Annotated in this window: 22 protein-coding genes; 7 read left to right on the top strand and 15 right to left on the bottom strand. The window is 54.5% G+C overall.

Annotated features, from left to right (window positions below):
- Positions 1-68: 68 nt before the first annotated feature.
- The gene (locus CKW16_RS24260) at positions 69-1,088 is read right to left on the bottom strand and encodes an alpha/beta hydrolase (RefSeq protein ID WP_095131338.1); all 1,020 of its coding nucleotides are present in this window, start codon (positions 1,086-1,088) and stop codon (positions 69-71) included.
- 138 nt (positions 1,089-1,226) lie between these two features.
- Between CKW16_RS24260 and CKW16_RS24255 the strand changes: the two genes are divergently transcribed.
- Positions 1,227-2,123: a LysR family transcriptional regulator gene (locus CKW16_RS24255; RefSeq protein WP_095131336.1), complete on the top strand. Its 897-nt coding sequence runs from the start codon at positions 1,227-1,229 to the stop codon at positions 2,121-2,123.
- A 171-nt stretch (positions 2,124-2,294) separates the two neighbouring features.
- Positions 2,295-3,107, top strand: a complete 813-nt coding sequence (locus CKW16_RS24250; protein ID WP_095131334.1) for a bifunctional 2-polyprenyl-6-hydroxyphenol methylase/3-demethylubiquinol 3-O-methyltransferase UbiG — start codon at positions 2,295-2,297, stop codon at positions 3,105-3,107.
- A gap of 13 nt (positions 3,108-3,120) precedes the next feature.
- Here CKW16_RS24250 and CKW16_RS24245 read toward each other — a convergent pair whose 3' ends face one another.
- Positions 3,121-3,429: an addiction module antidote protein gene (locus CKW16_RS24245; RefSeq protein ID WP_008153842.1), complete on the bottom strand. Its 309-nt coding sequence runs from the start codon at positions 3,427-3,429 to the stop codon at positions 3,121-3,123.
- 2 nt (positions 3,430-3,431) lie between these two features.
- Positions 3,432-3,725, bottom strand: coding sequence for a type II toxin-antitoxin system RelE/ParE family toxin (locus CKW16_RS24240; RefSeq protein ID WP_095131332.1), 294 nt, complete (start codon positions 3,723-3,725; stop codon positions 3,432-3,434).
- A gap of 164 nt (positions 3,726-3,889) precedes the next feature.
- Here CKW16_RS24240 and CKW16_RS24235 point away from each other — a divergent pair, with 164 nt between their 5' ends.
- The 5 genes from CKW16_RS24235 to CKW16_RS24215 all read left to right on the top strand — a co-directional run bounded on the left by CKW16_RS24235 (position 3,890) and on the right by CKW16_RS24215 (position 10,015).
- A complete protein-coding gene (locus CKW16_RS24235; protein WP_095131330.1) occupies positions 3,890-4,558 on the top strand; it encodes an ABC transporter ATP-binding protein in 669 nt (222 codons plus the stop codon).
- Position 4,559: 1 nt separating this feature from the next.
- Positions 4,560-7,031: an FtsX-like permease family protein gene (locus tag CKW16_RS24230; RefSeq protein WP_095131328.1), complete on the top strand. Its 2,472-nt coding sequence runs from the start codon at positions 4,560-4,562 to the stop codon at positions 7,029-7,031.
- On the top strand, positions 7,021-8,085 hold the full coding sequence (locus tag CKW16_RS24225) for a lipocalin-like domain-containing protein (protein ID WP_095131326.1): 1,065 nt from the start codon (positions 7,021-7,023) through the stop codon (positions 8,083-8,085). Before CKW16_RS24230 ends, CKW16_RS24225 begins: the two co-directional genes overlap by 11 nt.
- Before the next feature lie 181 nt (positions 8,086-8,266).
- On the top strand, positions 8,267-8,845 hold the full coding sequence (locus CKW16_RS24220; protein ID WP_095131324.1) for a hypothetical protein: 579 nt from the start codon (positions 8,267-8,269) through the stop codon (positions 8,843-8,845).
- 357 nt (positions 8,846-9,202) lie between these two features.
- Positions 9,203-10,015, top strand: coding sequence for a VanW family protein (locus tag CKW16_RS24215; protein ID WP_095131310.1), 813 nt, complete (start codon positions 9,203-9,205; stop codon positions 10,013-10,015).
- A gap of 187 nt (positions 10,016-10,202) precedes the next feature.
- On the opposite strand, the gene CKW16_RS24210 is transcribed toward CKW16_RS24215, so the two are convergent.
- From CKW16_RS24210 to tssI, 12 genes are all read right to left on the bottom strand, one after another.
- The gene (locus CKW16_RS24210) at positions 10,203-10,700 is read right to left on the bottom strand and encodes a hypothetical protein (protein ID WP_095131308.1); all 498 of its coding nucleotides are present in this window, start codon (positions 10,698-10,700) and stop codon (positions 10,203-10,205) included.
- A 521-nt stretch (positions 10,701-11,221) separates the two neighbouring features.
- Complete coding sequence (locus tag CKW16_RS32700) at positions 11,222-11,431, bottom strand: hypothetical protein (protein ID WP_256580540.1); 210 nt, start codon at positions 11,429-11,431, stop codon at positions 11,222-11,224.
- 218 nt (positions 11,432-11,649) lie between these two features.
- Complete coding sequence (locus CKW16_RS24195; protein ID WP_256580539.1) at positions 11,650-11,976, bottom strand: hypothetical protein; 327 nt, start codon at positions 11,974-11,976, stop codon at positions 11,650-11,652.
- Positions 11,977-12,059: 83 nt separating this feature from the next.
- Positions 12,060-12,665, bottom strand: coding sequence for a hypothetical protein (locus tag CKW16_RS24190; RefSeq protein ID WP_095131302.1), 606 nt, complete (start codon positions 12,663-12,665; stop codon positions 12,060-12,062).
- Positions 12,666-13,000: 335 nt separating this feature from the next.
- A complete protein-coding gene (locus CKW16_RS24185) occupies positions 13,001-13,426 on the bottom strand; it encodes a hypothetical protein (protein ID WP_095131300.1) in 426 nt (141 codons plus the stop codon).
- 258 nt (positions 13,427-13,684) lie between these two features.
- The gene (locus CKW16_RS24180; RefSeq protein ID WP_095131298.1) at positions 13,685-13,906 is read right to left on the bottom strand and encodes a hypothetical protein; all 222 of its coding nucleotides are present in this window, start codon (positions 13,904-13,906) and stop codon (positions 13,685-13,687) included.
- A gap of 100 nt (positions 13,907-14,006) precedes the next feature.
- A complete protein-coding gene (locus tag CKW16_RS24175; protein WP_095131296.1) occupies positions 14,007-15,071 on the bottom strand; it encodes a hypothetical protein in 1,065 nt (354 codons plus the stop codon).
- Between the two features lie 223 nt (positions 15,072-15,294).
- Complete coding sequence (locus CKW16_RS24170) at positions 15,295-16,389, bottom strand: DUF6708 domain-containing protein (RefSeq protein ID WP_371918052.1); 1,095 nt, start codon at positions 16,387-16,389, stop codon at positions 15,295-15,297.
- Positions 16,390-16,470: 81 nt separating this feature from the next.
- Positions 16,471-17,565, bottom strand: coding sequence for a DUF6708 domain-containing protein (locus tag CKW16_RS24165; RefSeq protein ID WP_371918051.1), 1,095 nt, complete (start codon positions 17,563-17,565; stop codon positions 16,471-16,473).
- Positions 17,566-17,597: 32 nt separating this feature from the next.
- A complete protein-coding gene (locus tag CKW16_RS24160) occupies positions 17,598-20,918 on the bottom strand; it encodes a toxin VasX (protein WP_095131292.1) in 3,321 nt (1,106 codons plus the stop codon).
- Positions 20,915-21,814, bottom strand: coding sequence for a DUF4123 domain-containing protein (locus CKW16_RS24155; protein ID WP_095131290.1), 900 nt, complete (start codon positions 21,812-21,814; stop codon positions 20,915-20,917). The genes CKW16_RS24160 and CKW16_RS24155 overlap by 4 nt, the downstream gene beginning before the upstream one ends.
- Positions 21,807-23,849: a type VI secretion system tip protein TssI/VgrG gene (gene tssI, locus CKW16_RS24150; protein ID WP_095131288.1), complete on the bottom strand. Its 2,043-nt coding sequence runs from the start codon at positions 23,847-23,849 to the stop codon at positions 21,807-21,809. Before tssI ends, CKW16_RS24155 begins: the two co-directional genes overlap by 8 nt.
- Positions 23,850-23,927 lie beyond the last annotated feature (78 nt).

Below are 23,927 nucleotides of genomic sequence, written 5' to 3'. Positions count from 1 at the left end.
CGGCTAAAGATTGCTTTCGATCGCGTAGCAGCTTCGCCACGCATTTCTGTGTGGCGAGGCGAGGGGGCTCAGTTCAGATGCGTCTTGAGTTCCAGTGCCGCCTGGCGAACCGCTGCTTTCACTTGCGGAATCTGGCTCAGTGGGTTGAGCAGACCGAAGTCGTGAATCATGCCGTTGTAGCGCACGGCCGTGACCGGCACCCCGGCCGCGTCGAGGTGGCGGGCATAGGCTTCGCCTTCGTCGCGCAACACGTCGAACTCGGCGGTTTGCACCAGGGCCGCTGGCAGACCTTTAAGCTGTTCGGCGCTGGCTTGCAACGGCGAGGCATGGATCTGCGCACGCTCGGCTGTGTCGGTGGTGTAGCTGTCCCAGAACCAGTTCATCATGCCCTTGGTCAGGAAGTGGCCTTCAGCAAATTGCCGGTACGACCCGGTGTCGAACTGTGCGTTGGTCACTGGCCACATCAACAGCTGGAAGCGCAGCGCCGGAGTTTTCTGTTCCTTGGCCATCAAGGCCACGACCGCCGCCATATTGCCGCCGACGCTGTTGCCGGCCACGGCCAGGCGTTTGCCATCGACGCCGATGTCCTTGCCATGCTCGGCCACCCAACGGGTCGCGGCGTAAGCCTGGTTGATCGCGGTCGGGTAGTGCGCTTCCGGCGACGGCGTGTAATCGACATACACCGCGACGGCACCGGAGCCGACCACCAGGTCGTGGATCAGACGCTGGTGAGTCGGGTAATCGCCCAACACCCAGCCGCCACCGTGGAAGAACATGAACACCGGCAATTCACCTTTGACCTTGGCCGGCCGCACGATTTTCAGGTTGATGGTTTGCCCATCGACCTTGATTGTACGGTCGTTGACGTCCACACCCGCCAGATCAACCTTCACTGAGTTTTGCGCGCCGGTCAGTACTGCACGGGCCTCTTTCGGGCTCAGTTGCTCAAGCGGCAGGCCACCGCCGGCAGCGAGGGCTTCGAGGAAGGCTTGCGTGTTGTGTTCGACACCCGGGCTGCCAGCGGCAAAGGCGTTGCCTACGGCCAGGGCGAGGAGGGAAGCGGTCAGGGTTTTTTTCACGATGTTCATGGTTAATTCCTTTTTAATTGTGTGTTCGGTTTGGGTTTAGAAGCAGCGGCTGTCGCTGCACCGTGGACACAGATTAATAAGGTGCCTAAAAAGGAAAAAGCGGCTATAAAATGTTTGACTGTCAACCAAGGCGTGACAATGAACCCGTTCGAAGATATGCGTATTTTTTGCCAGGTCATGGACTCCGGCAGCTTCACCGCGGCGGCCGATCAATTGGGCCTGTCCAAGCAGTTCGTCAGCCGGCGCTTGATGCAACTCGAAGAGCGTCTGGGTGTGCGTCTGCTCAATCGCTCCACGCGGCGACTGGACGTCACGCCACTGGGGCAGAGTTATTACGAGTCAGCCTCGCGCCTGCTCGGTGAAGTCGAGCAAGTGGAACAGGGCATCGCCGGCCAGACCACCGAGCCCCGCGGCACTATTCGTATCAGCGCGCCATTGTCGTTTGCGGTGGCGCATTTGGGCTGTTTGCTGCCGGTGTTTTTGCAGCGTTATCGCGATGTCACGGTGGAGGTCGACCTCAGTGATCGGCCGGTGGATTTGCTCAGTGAGGGTTATGACCTGGCGCTGCGCATCGGCATTCTGGAGGACTCGACGCTGATCGCCCGACGCATCGCTTCCATCCAGCGGGTGTACTGCGCCAGCCCGGTTTACCTGGCCGAGCGCGGCACGCCGCTCAAACCCGAAGACTTGCACAGCCATGACTGCCTGCCTTACGGCCACGGGCGTCAAGTGCAATGGCGTTTCGAAGGGCAGGGCAAGCCGTTGGTGGTCAATGTCACCGGGCGGATGCGGGTCAACAATGGTGAATTGCTCAGGGACGCGGCGATTGCCGGCATGGGGATTACTTACTTGCCGACCTTCATTGTCGGTTCAGCGTTGAAGGACGGCAGGCTGGTGCCGGTGCTGGATGAGTTTCGTCCGCAGCCGCTGACGTTATCGGCGGTGTATCCGCAGCACCGCCAGAGTTCACGGCCGGTGCAGGCGCTGATCGAGTTTTTGCGGGAGCGGCTGGACCAGGCTGAGGGTGGGTTGTAAGGAGGTCGGCCCGTCCCCCGTGGGGCATCGACTCCACAGACCTCACTACCGCGTCCCCTGAACGTGCTGACACCCCCGGGTTACAAGATTTGAACAAAGACTCAATGGGGTTTTTCAAAACCCTGATCTAAACTCGTGCCGGTCAATCAAGACCCCAGTCTGGAGCGCGCAATGGAAATGCCGACAAAAGAAAAAGCCATCGCCAGCAACCGCGATGCGTGGAATGACTCTGCCCGACACCACAAAGACACTCCCGAATGGCAGGCCCGTTTGACGGCTGTGGGTGACAGGGATTTTTGCTGCTTGGACGACACCCTCCGAGGTTTGCTGGAACAAGTGGGTGTCGACGGCAAAGACGTGGTGCAACTGGGCTGCAACAACGGCCGCGAAAGCCTTTCGTTGTTTGCGCTGGGTGCCCGCAGCGTTGTAGGCGTCGACCAGTCCGAGGCTTTCCTCGATCAGGCGCGGGAACTGGCGTCACGCTCGCCCCATGCGCCGGAGTTCATCGAGGCAGACATCCATCACTTGCCGACTGAACTTCATGGCCGCTTCGACGTGGCCCTGATCACCATCGGCGTGTTGAACTGGATGCCGGACATCGGCGAATTCTTCCGCCACGTCGCGCAAACCCTCAAGCCCGGTGGCAGCCTGGTGGTGTACGAAACCCATCCCTTCCTCGAAATGTTCGACCCCGAGTCAGCCGATCCGTATCGGCCGGACAGCTCGTACTTTCGCAGTGAGCCTTTCGTGCAGGACCAGCCGATCGTGTACGAAGGCAAAGTCGACCAGCAGGCGGCTCCGTCCTACTGGTTCGTCCACACCCTGGGCGCCATCTTCACTGGCGCCATCGACGCCGGATTGCAGATCAGCCACTTCAAGGAGTACCCGCACTCCAACCGCGAGGAGCTCTATGATCGGTATGAGCAGCAAATGGCGCAGCTGCCGTTGTGTTTTACGTGGGTGGCGCAGAAGCGAGCAGTCTAGTCAAAAGAGTCTCTCAGAGCGTCGAGTGATTGACCGAATGACCCGGTTGCGCGCAGAGATCAATGCCAAGGGCGTGAATGACCTTTAAAACCGTATCGAAACGTGGTTTTGCACCTGGCGCGAAGGCCTTGTACAGGCTTTCGCGGCCCATACCCGAATCCTTGGCTATCTGTGTCATTCCACGCGCTTTCACCACATAGCCGATAGCGCGAAGAAATTCTTCGTTGTCGCCGTCAGCGAGCACTTGCGAAAGGTACTCGCTGATGGCTTCGTCACTGTCCAGCAGAGCCGCCATATCGAAAGTAGTCAAAGTCTGGCTCATGTTTAAACCTCTTTCGCCAATTTTTTCGCCCGCCTGATGTCGGCGGTTTGCGAAGATTTGTCACCACCCGCCAACAGCACAATGACGACGCTATTTCGCATAGTGAAGTAGACCCGATAGCCTGCACCGACGTCCACGCGCATTTCGGAAACACCATCACCCACCGGTTTGATATCGCCCAGATTACCCGCAGAGGCACGATCAATGCGACGAGCGATGGCTAACTTCGCCTGCAAGTCACGAACTGATGCATGCCATGTCGCGAAGATCATAGTTTGTTGAATAAGATAATTCATTGCTCAAATGTATCCATATGGATACGAATGAGCAGTCAGGCAATTCCTTGGTTGTGTATGTTTTTTCCCTGAAATGTGTGGTCCATGAGCTGTCTGAGCGGACCTATTCGCGGTGCTGCTGCCGTCCGCTATCCTTGCTCCACGCACATCGAACGGTTTTCCCCATGCTTTCGGTCCAAGGCGTCTTCAAAAGCTACGCCACTCCCCAGGGCCCACTACCGGTTCTGCAAGGTGTCGACCTCACCTTGAAACCCGGCAGCAGCCTGGCGTTGATGGGGGAGTCGGGCAGTGGCAAAAGCACCTTGCTGCACCTGATTGCCGGGCTGGACAAGGTGGATCGCGGCAGCATCCGCAGCGGCGAACATCGGCTGGAGCTGATGAGCGAAGGGCAACTGGCGAACTGGCGGCGGACCGAAATCGGCCTGGTGTTTCAGCAGTTCAACCTGATCGGCAGTTTGCGCGTGGAGGACAACCTGGCCTTTCAGGCGCGACTGGCGGGGCGCCATGATCCGCGCTGGCAGGCGCATCTGGTGCAACGTCTGGGCTTGGGTGATTTGTTACAGCGTTATCCGGAACAGCTGTCCGGCGGTCAACAGCAACGGGTCGCGCTGGGCCGTGCCTTGGCGTCGCAGCCGAAATTGCTGCTGGCCGACGAACCTACCGGCAGCCTCGATGAAGCCACCAGCGATGAGGTCTTGAAGTTGTTGCTGGAGTTGCTCGACGACAGTCCAACCACCTTGTTGATGGTCACCCACAGCCCACGGGTTGCCGCGCGGCTGGCCGAAAAAGTGGTGCTCCACGGTGGTCGTCTGGCTGGCTTGGACGAGCGCTGAGGTGCGGGTCTTTCGCGAGACGCTGCGGGCGCTGCTCAGTCATTGGCGGCAGCATCCGGTGCAGTTTTTCAGTGTGCTGACCGGCCTCTGGCTCGCCACCAGCCTGCTGACCGGCGTGCAGGCGCTGAACAGCCAGGCGCGTGAAAGCTATGCCCGGGCCAGTCAGTTGATCGGCGGCGAACCCCAGGCCAGCCTCAGCGCGCCCAGTGGTGCGACCTTCTCCCAGCACGTGTTTGTCGACCTGCGCCGTGCGGGTTGGCCGGTGTCGCCGGTCCTGCAAGGTCGGGTGACGCTCAAGGGTCATGAAGACCAGCGCTTGCAGCTGATGGGGATCGAGCCGGTGTCGCTGCCCGCCGGTTCCTCGGTGGCCGGGCAGGCGTTGGCGATTGAGCAGATTGTCGAGTTTTTCAGCCCGCCGGGCAGTACCTGGATCTCGCCGCAGACGTTGCAGGCACTGGGTCTGCACGAGGGCGAGCGTCCGCTGACTTTGAGTGGTCAGGCATTGCCGCCGCTGCATGCCCAATCCGATATGGCCCCCGGTGTGTTGTTGGTGGATATCGGCTTCGCCCAGCAGATTCTCGGCCTGCCGGATCAGCTGTCACGCCTGCTGCTGCCGAAGGATTTCACCGCGACCTTGCCTGAGCAATTCAAGGGGCAACTGCAGCTCAAAACCAGCGGCGAAGAGAACAATTTGTCGCGTCTGACCGAAAGCTTTCACTTGAACCTCGATGCGCTGGGTTTTCTGTCATTCGTGGTCGGCCTGTTCATCGTCCACGCCGCGATCGGCCTGGCGCTGGAGCAACGCCGTGGCTTGCTCAGAACCCTGCGCGCCTGCGGCGTCAGTGCACGGATGTTGATTGCCTGTCTGGCGGTTGAACTGGGTGGTCTGGCGTTGATCGGCGGACTGGTCGGCGTCGCCAGCGGCTACCTGCTGGCCAGCGTGCTGTTGCCGGACGTCGCCGCCAGCCTGCGCGGGTTGTACGGCGCCGAAGTGGCGGGGCAGTTGAGCCTCAGTCCGTGGTGGTGGCTCAGCGGCGTCGGCCTGAGTCTTTTGGGCGCGTTGTTGGCGGGGGCCAACAGTTTGTTGCGGGCCGCGCGCCTGCCTTTGCTGGCCCTGGCCGACCCGCAAGCCTGGCATCAGGCTCACGCGCGCTGGTTGCGGCGCCAGGGTTGGGTCGCCGCGATTGCTGCGGTGATCGCGCTGCTGGCGTTGATCTTTGGCGACAGCCTGAGCAGTGGCTTCGTGTTGATGGGGGCACTGTTGATCGGCGCTGCGCTGGCGTTGCCGGTGGTGCTCAACTGGGTGTTGAATCGGGTGCTGCATCGCAGTCGTTCGGTGCTCGGCCAATGGTTTCTCGCCGACTGCCGTCAGCAACTGCCGGCGCTGAGTCTGGCGTTGATGGCGCTGTTGTTGGCACTGGCGGCGAACATTGGAGCGGGCAGCATGACGGCCGGTTTTCGTCAGACCTTCAGCGATTGGCTCGAACAACGCCTGACTGCCGAACTGTACGTTAACCCGCGAAATCCGGCCCAGGCCAGAGAGCTGCAAACCTGGCTCAAGCAGCAACCTGGGCTCACGGCGGTGCTGCCCAACTGGCAAGTGTCGATCCAGTTGCAAGGCTGGCCAGCGGACGTCTTCGGCGTGATCGATCACCCGACGTATCGCCAGCATTGGCCGTTGCTGGAAGCCTTGGGCGACAACCCTTGGGACCGACTGGCCAAGGACGACGCACTGATGCTCAGCGAACAACTGGCCCGTCGGCTGAAGGTGCGCCTTGGCGATCACCTGACGATTTCCACACCGAACGGCACATGGTCGCCACGGATCGTCGGCATCTACGCCGATTACGGCAATCCCAAGGGGCACATTCTGGTCAACGTCAACCATCTGCTGCGCGGCTGGCCGCAGCTGACCCCCAGCCGTTTCAACCTGCGCATCGACCCGACGTTGATCCCTGCCTTCCAGACCTCGCTGCAAACGCGCTTCACGCTGGAGGACAGCCGCATCGTTGACCAGGCCCGGCTCAAGGGTTGGTCCACGCAAGTGTTCGAACGCACCTTTGCCGCGACCGCCGCGCTCAACAGCCTGACCCTCTGTGTCGCGGGCGTGGCGCTGTTCATCAGTCTGTTGACGCAAAGTCAGAGTCGCCTCGGGCAACTCGCCCCCCTGTGGGCGCTTGGCGTGACTCGTCGGCAACTGATGCTGCTCAATCTCGGGCAGACCTGGTTGCTGGCAGTGCTGACCCTGGTGCTGGCGTTGCCGTTGGGGATCGCGCTGGCGTGGTGCCTGGACACGGTGATCAACGTCCAGGCCTTCGGCTGGCGCTTGCCGCTGCGGGTGTTTCCGCTGCAGCTGTTGCAGTTGATGGGGTTGGCGCTGTTGGCGACTTTGTTGGCGTCGGCGTGGCCGCTGTACTCGCTGTACCGCACGCAACCGGCGGATCTGCTGAGGACGTTTGCTCATGAAGATTAAGGTCGGCGTGTTGCTATTGGCGTTATTGAGCGGGTGCGATAACTCGGCGCCTGTTGAAAAAGGCTTCGCGGGGCTGGGTCATCAGGCCGCCGCGTTTACGCCGGTGGTGCCCGGTCGAGTGTTCAGCTTTCCGGCGGATCACGGTCCTCATGACGGTTTTCGCATCGAATGGTGGTACGTCACCGCCAACCTCAAGGACGATCAGGGGCGCGAGTTCGGCGCGCAGTGGACATTGTTTCGCAGCGCCTTGAAAGCGACGCCCGAAGTGGCAGGCTGGGGTAATCAAATCATCTGGCTTGGCCACGCGGCGGTGACCTCGGCGACAGTGCATCACGCCGCCGAGCGTTACGCCCGTGGGGGCGTTGGTCAGGCTGGCGTGAGCCTGGCGCCGTTCAACGCGTGGATCGATGATTGGCGTTTCAGCAGTCAGGGCTCCGACCCTATGGCGGAGCTTCAACTCAGCGCCCGGGACAAGGATTTTGGCTATCAACTGCGGCTGACCTCCACACGTCCCTTGGTGCTTCAGGGCGACAAAGGCTTCAGTCAGAAATCCGAACAAGGGCAGGCGTCGTATTACTACAGTCAGCCGTTTTTTCGGGCCAATGGCACGCTGGAAATCGATGGCAAAACGTATCAAGTCAACGGCCCGGCCTGGCTCGACCGCGAATGGAGCAGCCAGCCCCTGACCGCCAACCAGACGGGCTGGGACTGGTTTTCCCTGCACCTGGACAGCGGCGAGCAGGTGATGCTCTACCGCATGCGACAGAAGGACGGCGCGCCTTACCTCACCGGCACCTGGATCGACGCTGAGGGCCAAACGCAGCTATTGCACGCCGCCGACATCAGCCTCACACCGCAAGACACCGCCAACGTCGCCGGACGTTCGATGCCGGTGCGCTGGTCGATCAAAATCCCCGACAAACACCTCGACATCACGATCAACGCGCTCAACCCCAATGCGTGGATGGCTTTGCGCATTCCCTATTGGGAAGGGCCGGTGCAATTGAGCGGCAGCCATGGTGGGCAGGGTTATCTGGAAATGACCGGGTATTAAGTCGGAACTCCCGGCAGAGCGATGGCCCGTCGCCCAAGAGGTTGACGATCCCGAGGCTTGAGGAGTTCTCCAAGAAACTGCGAACACTCCCGGATCAGCGTCTATGCTCATCTGCACAGAGGGCGCTGGACGGTGGTTCAGCGCTCTTTGCTGCCTCCAATTCACAGGGAATGTACCGCTTATGAAACTTCACGCACTGACTAAAGCCATCACCCTCGCTACCTTGTTGTCTGCCGCCAGCCTAAGCGCCATGGCTGCGGACATTCCGCTGTCTGCCGTTGTTGAGGCGGATCAGGTCACCACCAAAGTTGTCTCGGTCGATGCTGCCAAACATCAGGTCGTACTGGAGGGGCCGGAAGGTCGTCAGGTCCATGTGCAATTGACCGACAAGGCCAAAAACCTCGGCAACTTGAAAGTCGGCGACCAAGTCGACGTCACGGTTACCAGCTCTGTCGCCGCCTACCTCGACACCGATGTCGACAAAGGCCTGCCAGGCACCGTCGAACGCACTGGCGAAGTCCGCGCAGCCCCCGGCAGCGACAACCCGGGCGGCGAAGCCTACCGTCAGGTGCAGGTCCAACTGAAAATCACCAAAATCGACGTGAAGAAAAACCAGGTAACCTTCGAAAACCCCGCCGGCCAGTCCAAGACTGTTGACGTCGTAAGACCAGAAGTTCAAGCGAAATTGAAAGACCTGAAAGTTGGACAGAGTGTCGTTGTCACCTATACCGACATATTGACAGTGACCAGCAAGCACTGAAGTTGAGTATTAGCTCTATATGTTGATTGTTCTTGTACATCTTTTCTGTATAAGAACAATCAGTTTTAATGGTCTAACTGGTGAGTTTGCTGATCTGTAAAATAGTATTTGGGCCGACATTTAATCGATAGTTGTTTCGATAAATTTCATGTTCATATACGCGGACATATTCGAGAACTTCAATTAAAATACTTCCCGTTCGCCCAGTGTCAGGGCTCTTTACCGGTGCATGGATTGCCAGGCCATTACACTGGGCGAACACCTTATCGACGTGCGATACACACCTGAAGCAATACGTTAAGATTCGTGGCATTTTGCAGCTCAAGGAAGAAAACGGCTGCCGCCGTTCTGACACGGATGAAACCACTCTCCCTCTACCACCCGGTGCTCTACTGGCTCCGCGTGTGGCAAAAAAGACTGTTCCGCCAACTGGCCTGGCACTTCTCCCGCAAGCAATACACTGTTTCGCTGAACACCGTCTCCCGATTGCCATTTCGCTACCTCAAGCACACCTCCAAACTGATCCGCAAACTCGGCAACTCCGATCTTGCTCTGCAACACAACAAAGTCATCAACCTGAAACTGGCCGTCGCTTCGATGAATGGCGTCGTCATCGGCCCTGGCGAGTATTTTTCATTCTGCCGCCTCGTGGGTCGACCCACCCGCAAACGCGGTTATGTCGAAGGCATGGAGCTGTCATTTGGTGAAGCCCGCAGCGGCATCGGCGGCGGGATCTGCCAACTGAGCAACCTGATTCACTGGATGGCGATTCACTCGCCATTGGTCGTGGTTGAGCGGTCGAACCACAGCTTCGATCCCTTTCCTGACGAAGGGCGGGTACTGCCATTCGGCTCCGGGGCCGCGATCTTTTACAACTACATTGACCTGGTGCTGCATAACCCAACCGATCGTTATTTTCAATTGAAGCTCAATGTCGCCGAGCAACAGTTGGAAGGGGAGTTGTTGTGCGATCAGGCGAGAGAGTTTCGGTATCACGTTTATCAACTTGGGCATCGGTTTGTGCGAGACGGTGGACGAGTTTTTCGGGAGAACGAGATATGGCGGGAGGTCAGGAGCAAGGGGCAGGAGAGTCAGGTGTTGAAGAGTGAGCGGCTTTATAAGAATCGGGTGGTGGTTAAGTATGAGGTTGAGGAAAGGTTGCTGACTTGAAGTGCATAAAAAAACGGATGATCGTTAGATCGCCCGTTTTTTTGGGGGCGTCGGGTGGAAAAATTTTCATGGTGAAGCTCTTGAATCAACGGAACCGCAAAGCGGTAGTTGCATGCCTTGATCGTGTTCGGTCTGTCAAAACTGCTCGCTGAGATTGCAGCGGCAGTATTGCAACAATATTGACGGTTCAGTTTCGGAAATAAAGCTCATCCAGTTGTCGTCTCCGAATTAGCAGGTATTCCTCCCAGACCTTGGGGAAATCCTCATCCTTGGCGAATGGGAACGTCAGATAAATATGCTTGCCTGTCACGCTTATATACTGGCGCGCGCGTTTGAAGGCAGGTTGTTCGTACATCGAAATGCTTTCATCGTAACCGTCGTGGCGGTGAGAGATCGTTACCCGATGTGGAGCGATCATGCCTCGCGCAAAGTCAATCACCCAGCCGTGATCCAGTCCCGTGGTCAAATAACCGTAAACGCCGTCGCTTGAAAGGCGGATACACGATTTAGCCTGAGAGCCGTCGTCGTCATTCACGACGACGATCTTGTCTTTGAAGTATTGGATGCTGCTCTGATCCGGTCCTTGCAAAACCAGATTCCAGCCTTCGGCTGACATTCTGAATTCGCCTTGGTTTTCAAATTCCGCTATCCAGCCGTTTGAAAGGGTGATCCTGTGTTTGTTCACATGGTGTCCTAATCGTGAATATCCCAAGCCGCTAAGTGTAAACCATCTATATTTTCAGGCTTTTATGTGGCCACACCACGATCTGACCCCGGTTTGCAAAATAGTAACTCGTCTAACTCACGATTTCTGCAGCGTTTAACGAACTCCAGCGCGGCAGTTAGGTCGGTTAGGTACAAATCATAAGAAGCTCTATCTATCTGATAGTACTCATCATAGTCCACCATGCGATTGCTTACGGGTATTGAAACGTAAGATTTTCCTGATGACTCTTCGATACCAATCGTGAAACGCTCATCTGTATTTGTTTTTGTGTCGTTGAATATCATCTTCAAAGGAGCTCCGCTCACTATTTATGGCTGTCTCAAAGCTAAACGGGGGAGTTGTTTAAGTTTAAAAATAAGTCCTCCATTTCTAGGCATATTTAACTACAGCGCTTCAGGCCTCTTTTCTCCAGTCGGAGAAAGTAATGGCTGTCCCCTTTTTTAAGTTTTTTGAGGAGTGGCGCGTCGTTCATGCTGTTTTTATAGGTCCATAAAACTGTCGCGCTCATTATAATATTTTATGGCTTTTAGTATTTCTTCATTTGTAGCAGATATTTTTTTCTTCAGTGCGTTGAACGTAACATCTTCCAAAAGCTCATCGGTAAACCAAAACTCGAAATTGTTTTGAGTAATGCTCTCTGGAAAAATCTCTTCGTCGTCATCGGTGATCTCCGAGTATTCATCAATCACACAGTCGGTTTCCAGGGTAGCTTGGTTCGATGGTCCTTTGCCATAAACGCAATAGGTAAGGTTTTTTTCTGTATTTTTAAAACATCGATTAGGTCAGTAAGCTTGATAGTTTTATTGTATTTCATCGTTAATGCTCCCAGCCAAAAGGGGAACCACTTTTTTCTAATGCACTGCCCAAAACGATGGGCAAGAGACACCAAGCAATCGACCGTTCTGGCTTAAGCATTCAATTTAATAAAGCTGTCATTCTCGAAGTAGAAAATAAATGCTTTGTAAGCCATATCCAAATCATACGAGGCGTTCTGCTCTCGTAGGTCTTTAATGATGGATGATAGGTCGTCGCAAAGTAACACAAACCTGTAATTGATTTTTGACATGTCTACTGGATTGTCATCCACATCATAATCTTCGAAATTATCCGGATTTTCGATAATCGCTTCGCAATTCAGACCCCATTCTTTCTTACTTTTTGGTAAATAAAGTGCGTCTTCCCAATCTAGGTTCGCAGTATCAGAAAGAACATCAGAAAATTTTATCTTTTTCATTCGGTTCACCATTTGTTTTCGACCGCCTCGTCAAAGCTCCCCTTTGTTTTCTGACTGAATGTTTTTCCACTGACTGTCCTCACTTAATATCGACACACGCTGAGCGAGCCAACTTTTGCGCTCAACGTTAGGACAAATGCCTCTTCAGACGTGAACCGTGACGTTTCCAGAAAATCCAGAAACCACTCCACATCCAGCGCCGTGAATATCGCAAGCCACTCAGGTCTTTTCGCTTCGCTAACCGGTATTGCTGTCCCACCCAGACCATGACCCTTGCCTTCAAAAAGCAAGAAATAAGCATCGTCGTAGCAGTAGCCGATCAACTTTGGCCAATCAGAACTATGGGGCTGCAGCGGTACAAGATCCTTTTCCGCAATCACGTAGTAACCGCGGACTTTGTGAGGCTGTGGGGCAGGGCGGCTGTCAGAAAGCCAGATCAGGCATTGGGTTGCCTTGTCGGCGTCATCCATCCAGGCCGATTCTTTCTTGTCTAACTCAGTCATTGTCCCCGCCGCGTCTGCGCGATAAAACATCAGCCAACCGTCTCGACCTTCGTTGACGATTAAATAGGTGTGCCCATGACCTTCGACGGTTAGCGACCAACAGCCGAAGTAGGCTCGTTGATCCGAGTAATCAGTGATGGTGAACCCGGCACGTTGAACAGCGTTTTGCAGATCGGGGTAAGGCATGTGGTGGACTCCTGTCCGGGGTGAAAGCGCTGGTTGAAGGACCAATAGGGGGCACCAACGTTTCTCTGGGGCAGTGGCTGGAGAGAACCAAAAGGAACCGAAAGGGAACAAATTTAATTTCGTGATTGCGTGGAAAATAAATCTGTCCCCTTTGTTTCTAACCCGCGCGCCCCCTAGCTGACACTTGTGGATGGCAACTCCGGGATTAGCTGCAGAGTAATGTCTTTACACTTCAACTTGGTCAACCCCGCGGCTAGTGACTACTCGCCAGCGACACATGAGCCCGACACCCAGACTCATTGCCCTATATAAAGTTGCTCCGGCTGGTTTTATTTTTAAGATAAGTACCAAGTAAGAAACTCAAAGAAGCCGCTCCATTTTAGCTGCTGTTTTCCAGCTAAAAAATCATCTCGGTTAGCAAGGCTAAAATCTAAAACCTCCCCGCTATTTTTGTCATATAGATAGCACCCTTCACCTTGAACACTTGTGAGGCAAATGAAATTTTCTGGTAGCTCCCATACCTCATGAATAAAGTTGGTGATAACTTCTATCTCATTGCTTGGGGCGGCGATGTCACATAGCTCTTCATCCGAAGAGTTACTTCTGAAAAAAGTTATCGTGTAATTTAAAAAAAACTCTGATAGTTCACTATCTAAACTTATATTCAGTGCTGTTAGTGCTTCGGTAACGGAGCGTTTATCTGTCCGATGGATATCACCAGGTTGCTTTTCAATAAGTTGGATCAGCTCATTCGGGATCATTTCGCGGTCTCTGCTGCTCGGTCTTTCCAATATTGTGGGACTTCTTTCTTAAAGAGTTCCCTATCTACAGGCGCATCTGGGTGTTGGCTATGTCCGTAAGGGTGTACTGCTTCTCAACCAAAAGGGGACAGATTTATTTTCGTGATTGCGTGGAAAATAAATCTGTCCCCTATTTTGCCTATTTTGGAGCCTGACCAGGTAGTAACCACAGAAAGTTGGCGCCGTAAGGATCAGCACGGTCGCGAGCGTGTAAGCGACTCACCCATACATGTACAAAAGGTCGTCGATCAGCTCAAGCTCCTGCTGCGTGTACTGGACCTTGTTGTACCGTCTAATGTCCTCAAGCACTCCTCTGATTGGAACTTGCCGCGAAGGATCCTGAACAATTTCGATCAGACGGTCGTAATCGGGATCTCTTCCCTTGAGGTATTTTTCAATCAGTTCTTTGAGCGCTACGCGCGCCTCTAGATCGGTTAGCACTGTTACTTCTCCGGCAAGATAGTGACTTCCAAAAGGGGACAGATTTATTTTCGTGATTGCGTGGAAAATAAATCTGTCCCCTATTTTGGTTCTGTAAATTTCACATTGAAACGTTTGCTTTGAAGTACGACATGAAGTCTTGTCCGTTGGAGAAAGCTTTTTGAATTTTCAAACTTTGTTCTTTTAGTTCTAAACTAGGTTTCGACCAATGTTCGGCTGGCAGCGGCGTAGACCATTCAGTAATACTTTCCGGCATAGCCTTCATACTGTATTTATGATCCCGCTCTGCTATCCAGTACGGGATCTTCCACCAAGAAACAATGTGTGTGAGCACCCACCAATATTTTCCAATTAAACTTCTTTCCCCAGCATTGACTTCTTCTTGCATGCCGGCGCGTTCTTTTTCGAAAGTATGTAGGCCTTCATGGACTGCTTTTGCCGGGCAATGCTCAACGCCATTTTCCATGTAGCTTCGTATGGCCTCCCACTGTCCTAGCCCATGAAACGGAGACGGAACAGTATCGTTAAGGTAGTAGGCTATTCCATTGGCTTTATCTTCTATGGCGATTCCAAGGGTAAAGGTTTTAAGGACTCCAACCCCGGTTGTGCCTGTTCCTGCTGATAGCCAAGCTATTGTTTCTTCCCAAGGGCGAATTGTCGGTGTGTCTGATCTTTCAGGAAAGTAGCAAACTTCACGTCGTTGACGATTAAACCGAGCGGGCCTTGTTTTGGATTTTTTAAGGGTCGTGCCTGCTACTACGTAAATCGCAATTAAAGCGGTGATTCCCGTTAATCCAAGTGCTAGATAAAAAACATAATCAAATATGACTTCTGCTCTAGACCAGAAGGTCACTCCGTAGGGGTTTCCCCACGCTGTTGTACCCGCTATAAACGGCGCAAATATAAAAAAGAAAAACGCAATGAACATGGTGTTGGCTATCATGATCCGCGCTTGAAACGCTTTTCCGGAATTACTGGTTCCGATGTCAAGATAGGTGTCATTGACTTCGATAAATTTTCCGCCTAAATCCACCGGCAATTGACCTGTGGGGACTGGCAGTGGCGAAAGAAAAAGTGCGTCTCCTGTGGGCATTACCCTCGTGGCTCCAGCTTTTGGACGCTGGCTATTTATGTCGAGATCACCGTGTTTTCTCTTGGAGAACATCAAGTTTTACCAGTGGTGGCAGCGGTTTCCGGAAGGCTTAAAATGTCGCTTGATACTATGACCTAAGGTGCATCTGCTTTTTGCGCTCGAAACGTGATCACTTCCGACAAAAAAATAAATCACTCCCCTTTTTTCCGTCCCCTTTCCCCCTTTTTCCACAAAGTCTCCCGCACGGGGTAGTCGACTGTATTCATGTATCGTGGACACGGCTGATCAGTTCCATTCAATCATTTGTTGATTCTTCTGCCTTGGTTTCGTTTAGGTTGGCCTTAAAGTACGTCATGAAATCCTGTCCTTGAGTAAAGGCTTTTTCGATCTTCATGCTTTGCTCTTTCAGAGCGGCGCTTGGTTTGGCCCATTGTTCCGAAGGAAAAGGTTTGGACCACTCAGCAATGGATTCAGGTAGAGATTTCATGCTGAAACGGTGGTCCCATTCCGCTACCCAGTACGGAAAACGCCACCAAGTGATCAGGTGTGTCAGGTACCACCAACCAACTCCTAAAGCGGAACGTTCGTTGTGCTGGTATTCCTCGTGCATGTCCTGTCGTTCTTGATCGAAAGTGTGGCGACCCTCGTATGGTGCTTTACCAGGGCAAAACTCCGGTCCTTTTTCCATGTAGGCACGTATGGCTTCCCATTTGCCTAGTCCATGAACAGGAGTCACGACCTCCTGTGTAAGAAAGTGCACCGTATCGGCCTTGGGATTATCTATGGCCATGCCAAAGGTGTAGCTACTGATTACGCCTACTCCGGTGAATCCGGTGCTGACTGAGATCCACGCAACCGTGTCTTCCCAAGGCTGGATCACGGGTTCGTCGGAGCCCTTCGGGAAGTAACAGACCTCTCGGCGTTGACGGTTAAATCGGATGGGTCGGGCGCGGGCTTTGCTTCTTGTGGTGCTGATAATCGCGTACAGGCCAATCAGCGCTGCTCCCCCTCCACACCAGAGCGCTAGTGATATTCCAAACTCAAAAAAATCGTTGAAGTAAAACAAAAATTTTCTGCCGAATGGATTTATGAATGCTGCGAAGCCCATCAAGGTTGGGAGAACAAATAGACAAACGATAACTACGACTGTAGGGAGTGATACAGCTAATCGTGCTTGGAAAGACTTGGTGAGATTGCTGCTACCCAAGTCCAGATAGGTGTCGTTGACTTCAACAAAACTTCCGCCGAGATCCATTGGGATTTGCCCGGTAGGAACAGGTAGAGGTGAAAGGAACAATGCTTCGCCTGTGGGGAAGCGACGAGTTTCCCCAGCGACGGGGCGCTGCTGTCGAATATCGAGCTCGTCGTACTGCGGAGAGGTAGGTGTCATGCAGGATAACCATAAAGTGCATCTCCGGCATGAGGTAGTCGATTACATTTATGCATCAAGGACGCGGCTCATCGTTTCCATTCAATTATTTATCGATTCTTCTGTCTTGATTTCATTTAGGTTCGCCTTGAAGTACGTCATGAAATCTTGTCCCTGAGCAAAAGCCTTTTCGATCTTGGCGCTTTGCTCTTTCAACGCTTGGCTCGGCTTGGCCCACTGCTCAGTCGGTAGAGATTTTGACCACTCAGCAATGGAATCAGGTAGAGATTTCATGCTGAAACGATGGTCCCATTCAGCAACCCAGTACGGAAAGCGCCATAAAGTGATTACATGAGTGAAATACCACCAGCCAACACCTAACGCGGAGCGCTCGTTGTGTTGGTACTCCTCAAGCATATCTCCGTGCTCTTTATCAAATGTATGGCGGCCTTCGTACGGTGCTTTACCGGGGCAGTGTTGTGGCCCTCTTTCCATGTAAACACGTATCGCCTCCCATTTACCCAAACCATGAACTGGAGTCATTACTCCCTGGTTCACAAAATGAACGGTATCAGTTTTAGGGTCATCAAATGCCATGCCAAAGGTATAAGTACTCATGACGCCGACCCCAGTTACACCAGTACTGACAGAAAGCCAGGACACCATTTCTTCCCAAGGTTGGATGACCGGCTCGTCAGACCCATTAGCAAAAAAACAGACTTCGCGACGTTGCCTATTGAAGCGTATCGGGCGGGTACGGACTTTGGCTAGAGTAGTGCTGATGACAACATAGAGTCCCAGAGCTGTGGCTCCTGCTGCTCCCCAAGCTCCGATTGCAGCACCAGTGGGGAAAAACTCTATGAAAATATGTGTAAATGTTCTGCCATAGGGATCACCAAAACTCATTAGCCCGGCGATGAAGGGGCCGATTATTAAACTCACAATCAGTATGAGCATGCTGCTTGCGATCATAACCCTGGTTTGGAATGCCTTATTGACGTTACTGCTACCTACGTCTAGGTAAGTGTCGTTGATATCAAGAAAGCTTCCCCCCAAATCCATTGGGATCTGGCCGGTAGGGACGGGTAGTGGCGAGAAAAACACTGCTTCACCAGTAGTAAAACGTCGAGATTCACCAGCGACGGGGCGCTGATGCTTGAGATGAAGTTCGTCGTTATTTGTTGATTTGGATGACATGTAATTCAACCGAAAAGTGGTGAGTCGGGCACCTACAGGAAGTCGCTGTTGACCAATAGCCACGGGGCATCGGTTTTGCGCGACTTTAAAACAGAGACAGCCGAAAATAGCTTGCCATTTTGCGCGTTCAACGTCGTAGTTTCGAAGCGTTTCTCTCGGAAGGATTTATCGCCAGCAACGGGGTGATAGCGTAGGACGATAGCCAAACCATGTTGGGCGTTGGCTTCATGTTGGAAAATGTCCATGCCTAACTTAAGCGGTTCATCCGGAGCACTGAGCAAGTTGAATTGATAAAGCAGCGGCTCGCTCCATGCCTCCCAATCATTTCGTTGGTGGTTTGTCAGCCAGTAAGCGCTCACGCCAAACTCTACATCATTTAGTTCACGAGCAGTGATTCCTGGTATGCGCAGTACCGCCATAGCCTTGTTGTTTATAGTCTGCAACGCAACCTGCGGTGATGCCGTTATGTCGGCAAGCAGCAGGCGCTCCTCAGTCAGACTGCGGTTGGCGCTCTGCGTACCCCAAGGGCCTTTTTGCAACCAAGTATCCAAATCTGTTTTGTTGTTTCGGTTATACAGCCATTCTCCGCCCAATTGCAGGCCGGTAAGCACCAGGCCAATCAAATTTGCTTTGGCAGCAATGCTCAACAGTTGGCCACCCGCTTTGACCCAAACCAGCGCACGTGCCTGATTTACGGTGGTAAACGCCTCATAAATGGATTGGCCACTCCTGGCGAAGGCCCATCCATTGAGCGCAAGTTGTCCAGAGTCTCCTGCTAATGTCATGCTGGCGCCTGTCAACTTGGCACCATTCCCTGAACGTAACGCCTCTGTCCATTTGGCAGCCGATCCTTTTTCACCATACATACCTGTTCCTGCGGCAACTGCACTGAATATGTAGGCAAATGGGCTCAATGCCCCGGTGATTTTTCCTAGCTTAGCGGCCAATTTAATTTTGCCGGCGGCGCTTGTGTAATTTTTGATAGCTACTGAAAGACTTGTTATGGCAATGCCCTGTGCAGCAGCCAAACCGCCTCCAACCGTAGAAAAGAGGGCGTTAAAGAAAGATAGGGTATCTGCGCTATCCCACACTAATTTAGAACGTACTTCGATAAATACTTGGTAGAAATTTATCGTTTGCATGACAAATGCGGCCGAAGCAAACACATCGCCACCCACTGATTTGAAAACTTCTCCAGTCAAACCTTTATACGGTCGCTTGAGCCGATAGTCATCGGCCATCCGCTCAAACTCAAGCACCTGTGCATTGTTAAGCCCTTTGATTTTGAAGGCAGCCTTACCCGGCCCATCACCAACAGGACTCATGGCCTGAGCTACCCGCCCTTCAAGTGGAGCGACAGTTTGTTGAATGGCTTTGCGGCGAGATACCAAGGTTTTGTAACCGCCTTTTGGTGACCGGCCTTTACGTTCATCAGCCAGGGTTTGCCGAATCTGTTTTTTCAGCGAAGTCATTTGCTGGCGCAGATCTGTCAGTTTGGCCATATCAGCTTTGAACGCGGCAATTTGATTTGCAGAGGCAAACTCCAACGTAATACCCCCCTTACCAAAGGCACGCAGAACATCTATCCAGGCCGAGCCAGGAATTCGGCGCAATACTTTTGCTGGATCTAGCGGCTGGCCACTGCGTAGCGCTTGCATGGCCTCATCCAGCGCTCCTGCAAGGCGCAATTGCTTTGCCGGCTCATACGCCGTGTCGCGCAACTGACCGAGCACAATGCCGTTTTCACTCAATTGCATTGCTGCTGCGAGATTCTGAGTGAGCAAATTGCCAAATTTTCCGCTGAGTGCCTGGGCACCCTGATAGTCGTCCTTGACCATATAGGTATCGCGCAGGGACTTGATGAAAGATGTGACCTTGGCGTGCATGTCCTTCTGATCAGTCAAGCTCAATGTGAAGAAGGTTGGTACGGTAAAACCCGGCTGTTTTTCCATCAGATCGGCAAGCTTTTCAGTCGCTTTATCTGTCCGGCAAATGTCTCTCATACAGGCATATTCAGTAGCGAGAGTTGTGTCGAGTTGATCGCCAAATTTGGGGTCGAAATACCAGGCTGAGCGTTGGAAGCGTTCTTCACTGATCAGATTCGCGCGATCGTCACTGATCAGATCTAGACGTTTGTTCCAACGACTGAGTTGGGCGCGTTGCTGTTTCAGAAAAGCTTCCATTGCGGGCCGATCGATCAGATCGTTAATGCCCTGTTGTCCCATTTTCGCGCCGTCGAGCGCGTCATCCGCGTTGTCTTCGATGGTCTCGATCAGGTCTTCGTACTTGGAATGCAAAGGTCCAAGACTCGTACGCATACGCGACTTTGAAGCTGCAATAGCCCCACGATGCGTACCGGCACCGGAATATTGGGTTTGATTTTTAACGTTGACGTAATCGACGATCGATTGCCGCTGGTCCTCGCTTGTTTCGTCCTTGAGTTTGGCAAAACGAGGGTCGCCTTGGGCGGCATTCAGTATGGTTTCGCCGGTTACGGTGTACAACGATTCGATGTAGCAACCAAACACATACTTCTTTTGATTGGCTTCAGCGTCACTCCAGTTACTGATCCAGCCAGTGACCAAATCCTGATGCTCGGCGAGATCGCGCAGCACGCCCAAGTCATCCTGTAAGACCAAGTACAGATGGTCACGCTCATTTTCTGCCTTGACTTGCTTTTTGAGCGCGCCCAACTGAGTTTTCTTGAAGTGCGACGCTTGCTCCCAGAGATAGTCCTGGCTTTCCTCAGGCTTGGCTCCCGTAACCGCCGGCCCTTTACTCGGCTGCTCCGCAACCTCCGCAATCCATTTTTCCGCCTGACTTGGCGTCAACAGATTAGCCGCGCCTTTCTCCGGATCAGTCTTGGTCAGGTCCACTGCCTGCATGAAGTATTCACGCTCGGACTTGTGTTTGATGACCTGCGCGCATTTGGCGGCGGTCCATTGCACTTCGGAGTAGTTGACGTAGAGTTTGCTCAAACGCGGGAAGACCAGCACGGCTTCGCCCACGTTGCTTTCGCGTTTGTTGGCGGTGATTTCGCCTTTTTCCCACAGCAGTTGGGTCACGATGCCGTTCTGGATTCGGTATTCGTGCATGACGGCTTGAGGTTTCTTGTCGACGATGACGTAGAGCCAGCCGTCGCGGATCAAGCGAATGCCCAGTGGGCGGGAAGTGGTTTTGTACGGCATCGCCAGTGCGCTGGATGGGTCGAGGCGTTCGACCAGGCCGTAACGGAGAGGGATGAGCTGGATTTTGGCCTTCATCAGCGAGCAGCCGCCCAAGGCACACTTGCCGTCGTCCCGGCTTTTTGCAACGTTGTTCGGGCTTTTGCCGGTCGATGTGGGCGTTGTCATCCTTGGCTCCTTAGCAGGGTTTCAGCCCGTTCCTGGGCAATATCAGCGACCTGTTCGAGTCGCTGCGCGGGCGTTTGTTCCGATGGCGTTTTAAGTATCGCATCCAGGTCCGGATGTTCTTCCAGCGCTCGCTCACCGAGAAACCCGTGAATGTTGGCGTAGAGGGTGATGTCGAGTTCGGTGTTGAAGCCTCGATCATACGAGGTCAAGGCCAATGCATGCAGGTGTTCCCAGCGCTGCAACGGCATCGATTGTGCCTGATAGGACGGAAAGTATTCGTGCATGTGTTGGTCGAGGCGCAGGACGATGCTGCGGAAATTCACTTCATCCAGTTGGCTGAGTTGTTCGTCGCTCAAGCGGTAGCGTTTGCTGTGGCTGGGCTCGGGAGCTTTGCCCGGTCGCTGGTTGATGTGCCAGCAGCCCAGAGCCGCGTCGGCGGTGACGATCTGCGAGCACGGGCCGAACAGGGTAGGGTCCTTGATGCTCTCGGCGTGGCTGAGCAATGCGTGGGCCACGGCAGGGTCGGCGACGCGCAGCAGGACTTCTTCACCCTGAGGGTGCATGACGCTGGTCAGCCAGCGGAAGTGCTCGACCATTTGTGCCCAGGGTTGATCGCTGAACACCAGGTAGCCCCACTCCTGGCGGGGCTCAGCCAGAAACTTCGCGAGAATGGGATTGTTCTGGGTGTTTATCTGGACAAGGCACGGCGAAACGTCGCCCAATTCAGCCCACGGGGTGCCGAGGTAGAGTGGCTCGAAAACCGGATTATCCGACCATTGATAAAGGTGCTGGGGCAGTTTCTCGACGCTGACACCATCCAGTAGCAAACCGACGGTGCCACTCCACGGCAGGCCTTGAGGCAACCCATTTTCCAGCGGCCACTCGGACTTAAGCATTTTGCGCCTCCAGTTTGGCCTTCTCGCAGATCGCGCAGATTGGCTTCTTCTGCATCAACGCTTGCCGCTGAGCGGGCACCAACAATTGGCCGGCCTTATCCGCATCCGCCTGCTTCAACGGCCCCGGCAACAATGGCGCCGCCCCCGTCCCACTACCCGGCCCGCCGCCGGAGTTCATGTTGATCACCGGGCCGCTCAGGGTGACGCCGCTGCCGTCAATCTTGATGAAGCTGCCACCGCCCTTGAGGGTCAGTTCGCTGCCGGCTTCGAGAACGACTTTCATGCCGCTGCTCAGGTGGATTTCCTGGCCGGCTTCGATGAACTGGCCAGTGCCGACTTTGATGTGCTGGTTGACGCCCACGGTGAGATGGTCGTTGGCGCGGGTTTCGACTTTACGGTCGGCGTAGACGGTGTGGTGTTCTTCGGCCTTGAATTCGCTGTAGCTGTTTTGCTCGACGGTGTCGTGGCGTTCGTTGCCGACGCGGATTTTCTGGTCGTGCTCGACGTTTTCGTCCCAGTCGCGCTGGGCGTGCAGGAAGATTTGCTCCTGGCCCTTTTTGTCTTCGATGCGCAGTTCGTTGTAACCGCCGCCACCGGGGGAGCTCAGGGTTTTGAAGGTGCTGCGGGTTTTGTTCGCCGGCAGGGCGTATGGGACGACGTTTTCCTTGTGGTACAGGCAACCGCTGATTAGCGGTTGGTCGGGGTCGCCCTCGAGGAAGGTGACGAGCACTTCCATGCCGATGCGCGGGATGGCGATGCCGCCGTAGTGGGCGCCGGCCCAGGCGGAGGAGACGCGCAGCCAGCAGCTGGTCTTGTCGTCGGCCTGGCCTTCGCGGTCCCAGTGGAATTGCACTTTGACGCGACCGTATTGGTCGCAGTGGATCTCTTCACCCTTGGGCCCGGTGACCACGGCGCTTTGGCTGCCGAGGATGCGCGGTTTCTTTTGCGTCAGCGGCGGGCGGTTCGGCACGTCCCATGGGGTGGCCTGGAAGCGGTTGCGGTAGCCCTGGTGGAAATCGTCTTTCAGGTTGGTGGTGTCGCTGGTGACCGACTCTTCCAGCACTTGTGGCTGTTTGCCTTCGTGGAGGATTTCGGTGAGCAGCCACAGGTCGTTCCATTTGGCTTTCGGGTGTTGGGTCAGGGCCAGGAAGTGGCCGCTAACCAGCAACGGCTGATCGCTTTTGCCCTCGGCGAGCTGGAAGTCGCTGCGGTGACGTTCGAGGGCGCGTTTGGCCAGGTGCTTGCCGCGTTCGCGGTCGATGAAGCGACCGGGGTAGTCGTAGTCTTCGAGGTCGGGCAGGGCGTCGCCCCGGTTCTCGCTTTCCAGGGTCAGGCGCGGTTTTTCGAAGTCGTAGTCGCGGCGGGTGGTGCGGCTGGTGCGGGTTTCCAGGCGCAGGTCGAAGCGCTTGATCACCGGGTCGTTGGCGACCATGCCAGAGTCTTGCTGGTAGGCCACGGGCGCGAGTTTCGGGAACACCGTCTGGTCATCGCCGAATACCAGCTTGTGGGCCGTGGCGCTGTGCTGGAAGTGGTAGTGGATACCTTCTTCCTCGCACAGACGCTGGATGAACTGCAGGTCCGATTCATCGTACTGAACGCAGTAAATGCGCTCGGGATAAATCGCCCCGACTTTGAATTCATAGGCGTTGCTTTGGATGCCGTGCTCTTCGAGGACGCTGCCGATGATTTTCGGCACGTTAAGGTTCTGGAAGATGCGTTGGTTGATGCGGTGCGCCAAGTAAGACAGTTGCGGGCGCAGGGTCACCGCGTAGCGGGTCAGGCGTTTGCCGGAATCACCTTGGGCGGCGCGGTAGATCTGGCCATGAATGCCGCTGCCGTCGGGCGAGAGCTGCAAAAAGGCCGGTTTGTGCAGCAGGGTCTCGAGGTCCAGGGACGGCTGTTCACTGACCAGCTCCACCTCAAACACAAAAGGCTGGCTGATGGCTTCCCGACCTTGCAGGGAAAGAACCTGGAAGTCGTTGGAAAGACCTTCGATGGTCAGGGCAAAGTGAGTTTGATTGGCCGGCGCGAACATCCCTTGTTCCTCGTGCAGTGCAGCGGCGTAAACCGATACCTGAAACAGGAATCAGCAGACGCAAAATTCTGGAAGGGC

Origin of the sequence: Pseudomonas sp. Irchel s3h14 (genome assembly GCF_900187425.1) — a bacterium.
Classification (GTDB): Bacteria; Pseudomonadota; Gammaproteobacteria; order Pseudomonadales; family Pseudomonadaceae; genus Aquipseudomonas.
This window is presented reverse-complemented; position numbering and strand designations above follow the sequence as displayed.

Excerpts from the sequence above, each read along its gene's own strand:
- CKW16_RS24170 (WP_371918052.1), bottom strand. The coding sequence starts at position 16,389 with ATGACACCTACCTCTCCGCAGTACGACGAGCTCGATATTCGACAGCAG.
- CKW16_RS24195 (WP_256580539.1), bottom strand. The coding sequence starts at position 11,976 with ATGAAAAAGATAAAATTTTCTGATGTTCTTTCTGATACTGCGAACCTA.
- CKW16_RS24215 (WP_095131310.1), top strand. The coding sequence starts at position 9,203 with ATGAAACCACTCTCCCTCTACCACCCGGTGCTCTACTGGCTCCGCGTG.
- CKW16_RS24185 (WP_095131300.1), bottom strand. The coding sequence starts at position 13,426 with ATGATCCCGAATGAGCTGATCCAACTTATTGAAAAGCAACCTGGTGAT.
- CKW16_RS24220 (WP_095131324.1), top strand. The coding sequence starts at position 8,267 with ATGAAACTTCACGCACTGACTAAAGCCATCACCCTCGCTACCTTGTTG.
- CKW16_RS24155 (WP_095131290.1), bottom strand. The coding sequence starts at position 21,814 with ATGCTTAAGTCCGAGTGGCCGCTGGAAAATGGGTTGCCTCAAGGCCTG.
- CKW16_RS24240 (WP_095131332.1), bottom strand. The coding sequence starts at position 3,725 with ATGAATTATCTTATTCAACAAACTATGATCTTCGCGACATGGCATGCA.
- CKW16_RS24245 (WP_008153842.1), bottom strand. The coding sequence starts at position 3,429 with ATGAGCCAGACTTTGACTACTTTCGATATGGCGGCTCTGCTGGACAGT.
- CKW16_RS24175 (WP_095131296.1), bottom strand. The coding sequence starts at position 15,071 with ATGTTCTCCAAGAGAAAACACGGTGATCTCGACATAAATAGCCAGCGT.
- CKW16_RS24225 (WP_095131326.1), top strand. The coding sequence starts at position 7,021 with ATGAAGATTAAGGTCGGCGTGTTGCTATTGGCGTTATTGAGCGGGTGC.
- CKW16_RS24190 (WP_095131302.1), bottom strand. The coding sequence starts at position 12,665 with ATGCCTTACCCCGATCTGCAAAACGCTGTTCAACGTGCCGGGTTCACC.
- CKW16_RS24235 (WP_095131330.1), top strand. The coding sequence starts at position 3,890 with ATGCTTTCGGTCCAAGGCGTCTTCAAAAGCTACGCCACTCCCCAGGGC.
- CKW16_RS24260 (WP_095131338.1), bottom strand. The coding sequence starts at position 1,088 with ATGAACATCGTGAAAAAAACCCTGACCGCTTCCCTCCTCGCCCTGGCC.
- CKW16_RS24250 (WP_095131334.1), top strand. The coding sequence starts at position 2,295 with ATGGAAATGCCGACAAAAGAAAAAGCCATCGCCAGCAACCGCGATGCG.
- CKW16_RS24160 (WP_095131292.1), bottom strand. The coding sequence starts at position 20,918 with ATGACAACGCCCACATCGACCGGCAAAAGCCCGAACAACGTTGCAAAA.
- CKW16_RS24165 (WP_371918051.1), bottom strand. The coding sequence starts at position 17,565 with ATGTCATCCAAATCAACAAATAACGACGAACTTCATCTCAAGCATCAG.
- CKW16_RS24255 (WP_095131336.1), top strand. The coding sequence starts at position 1,227 with ATGAACCCGTTCGAAGATATGCGTATTTTTTGCCAGGTCATGGACTCC.
- tssI (WP_095131288.1), bottom strand. The coding sequence starts at position 23,849 with ATGTTCGCGCCGGCCAATCAAACTCACTTTGCCCTGACCATCGAAGGT.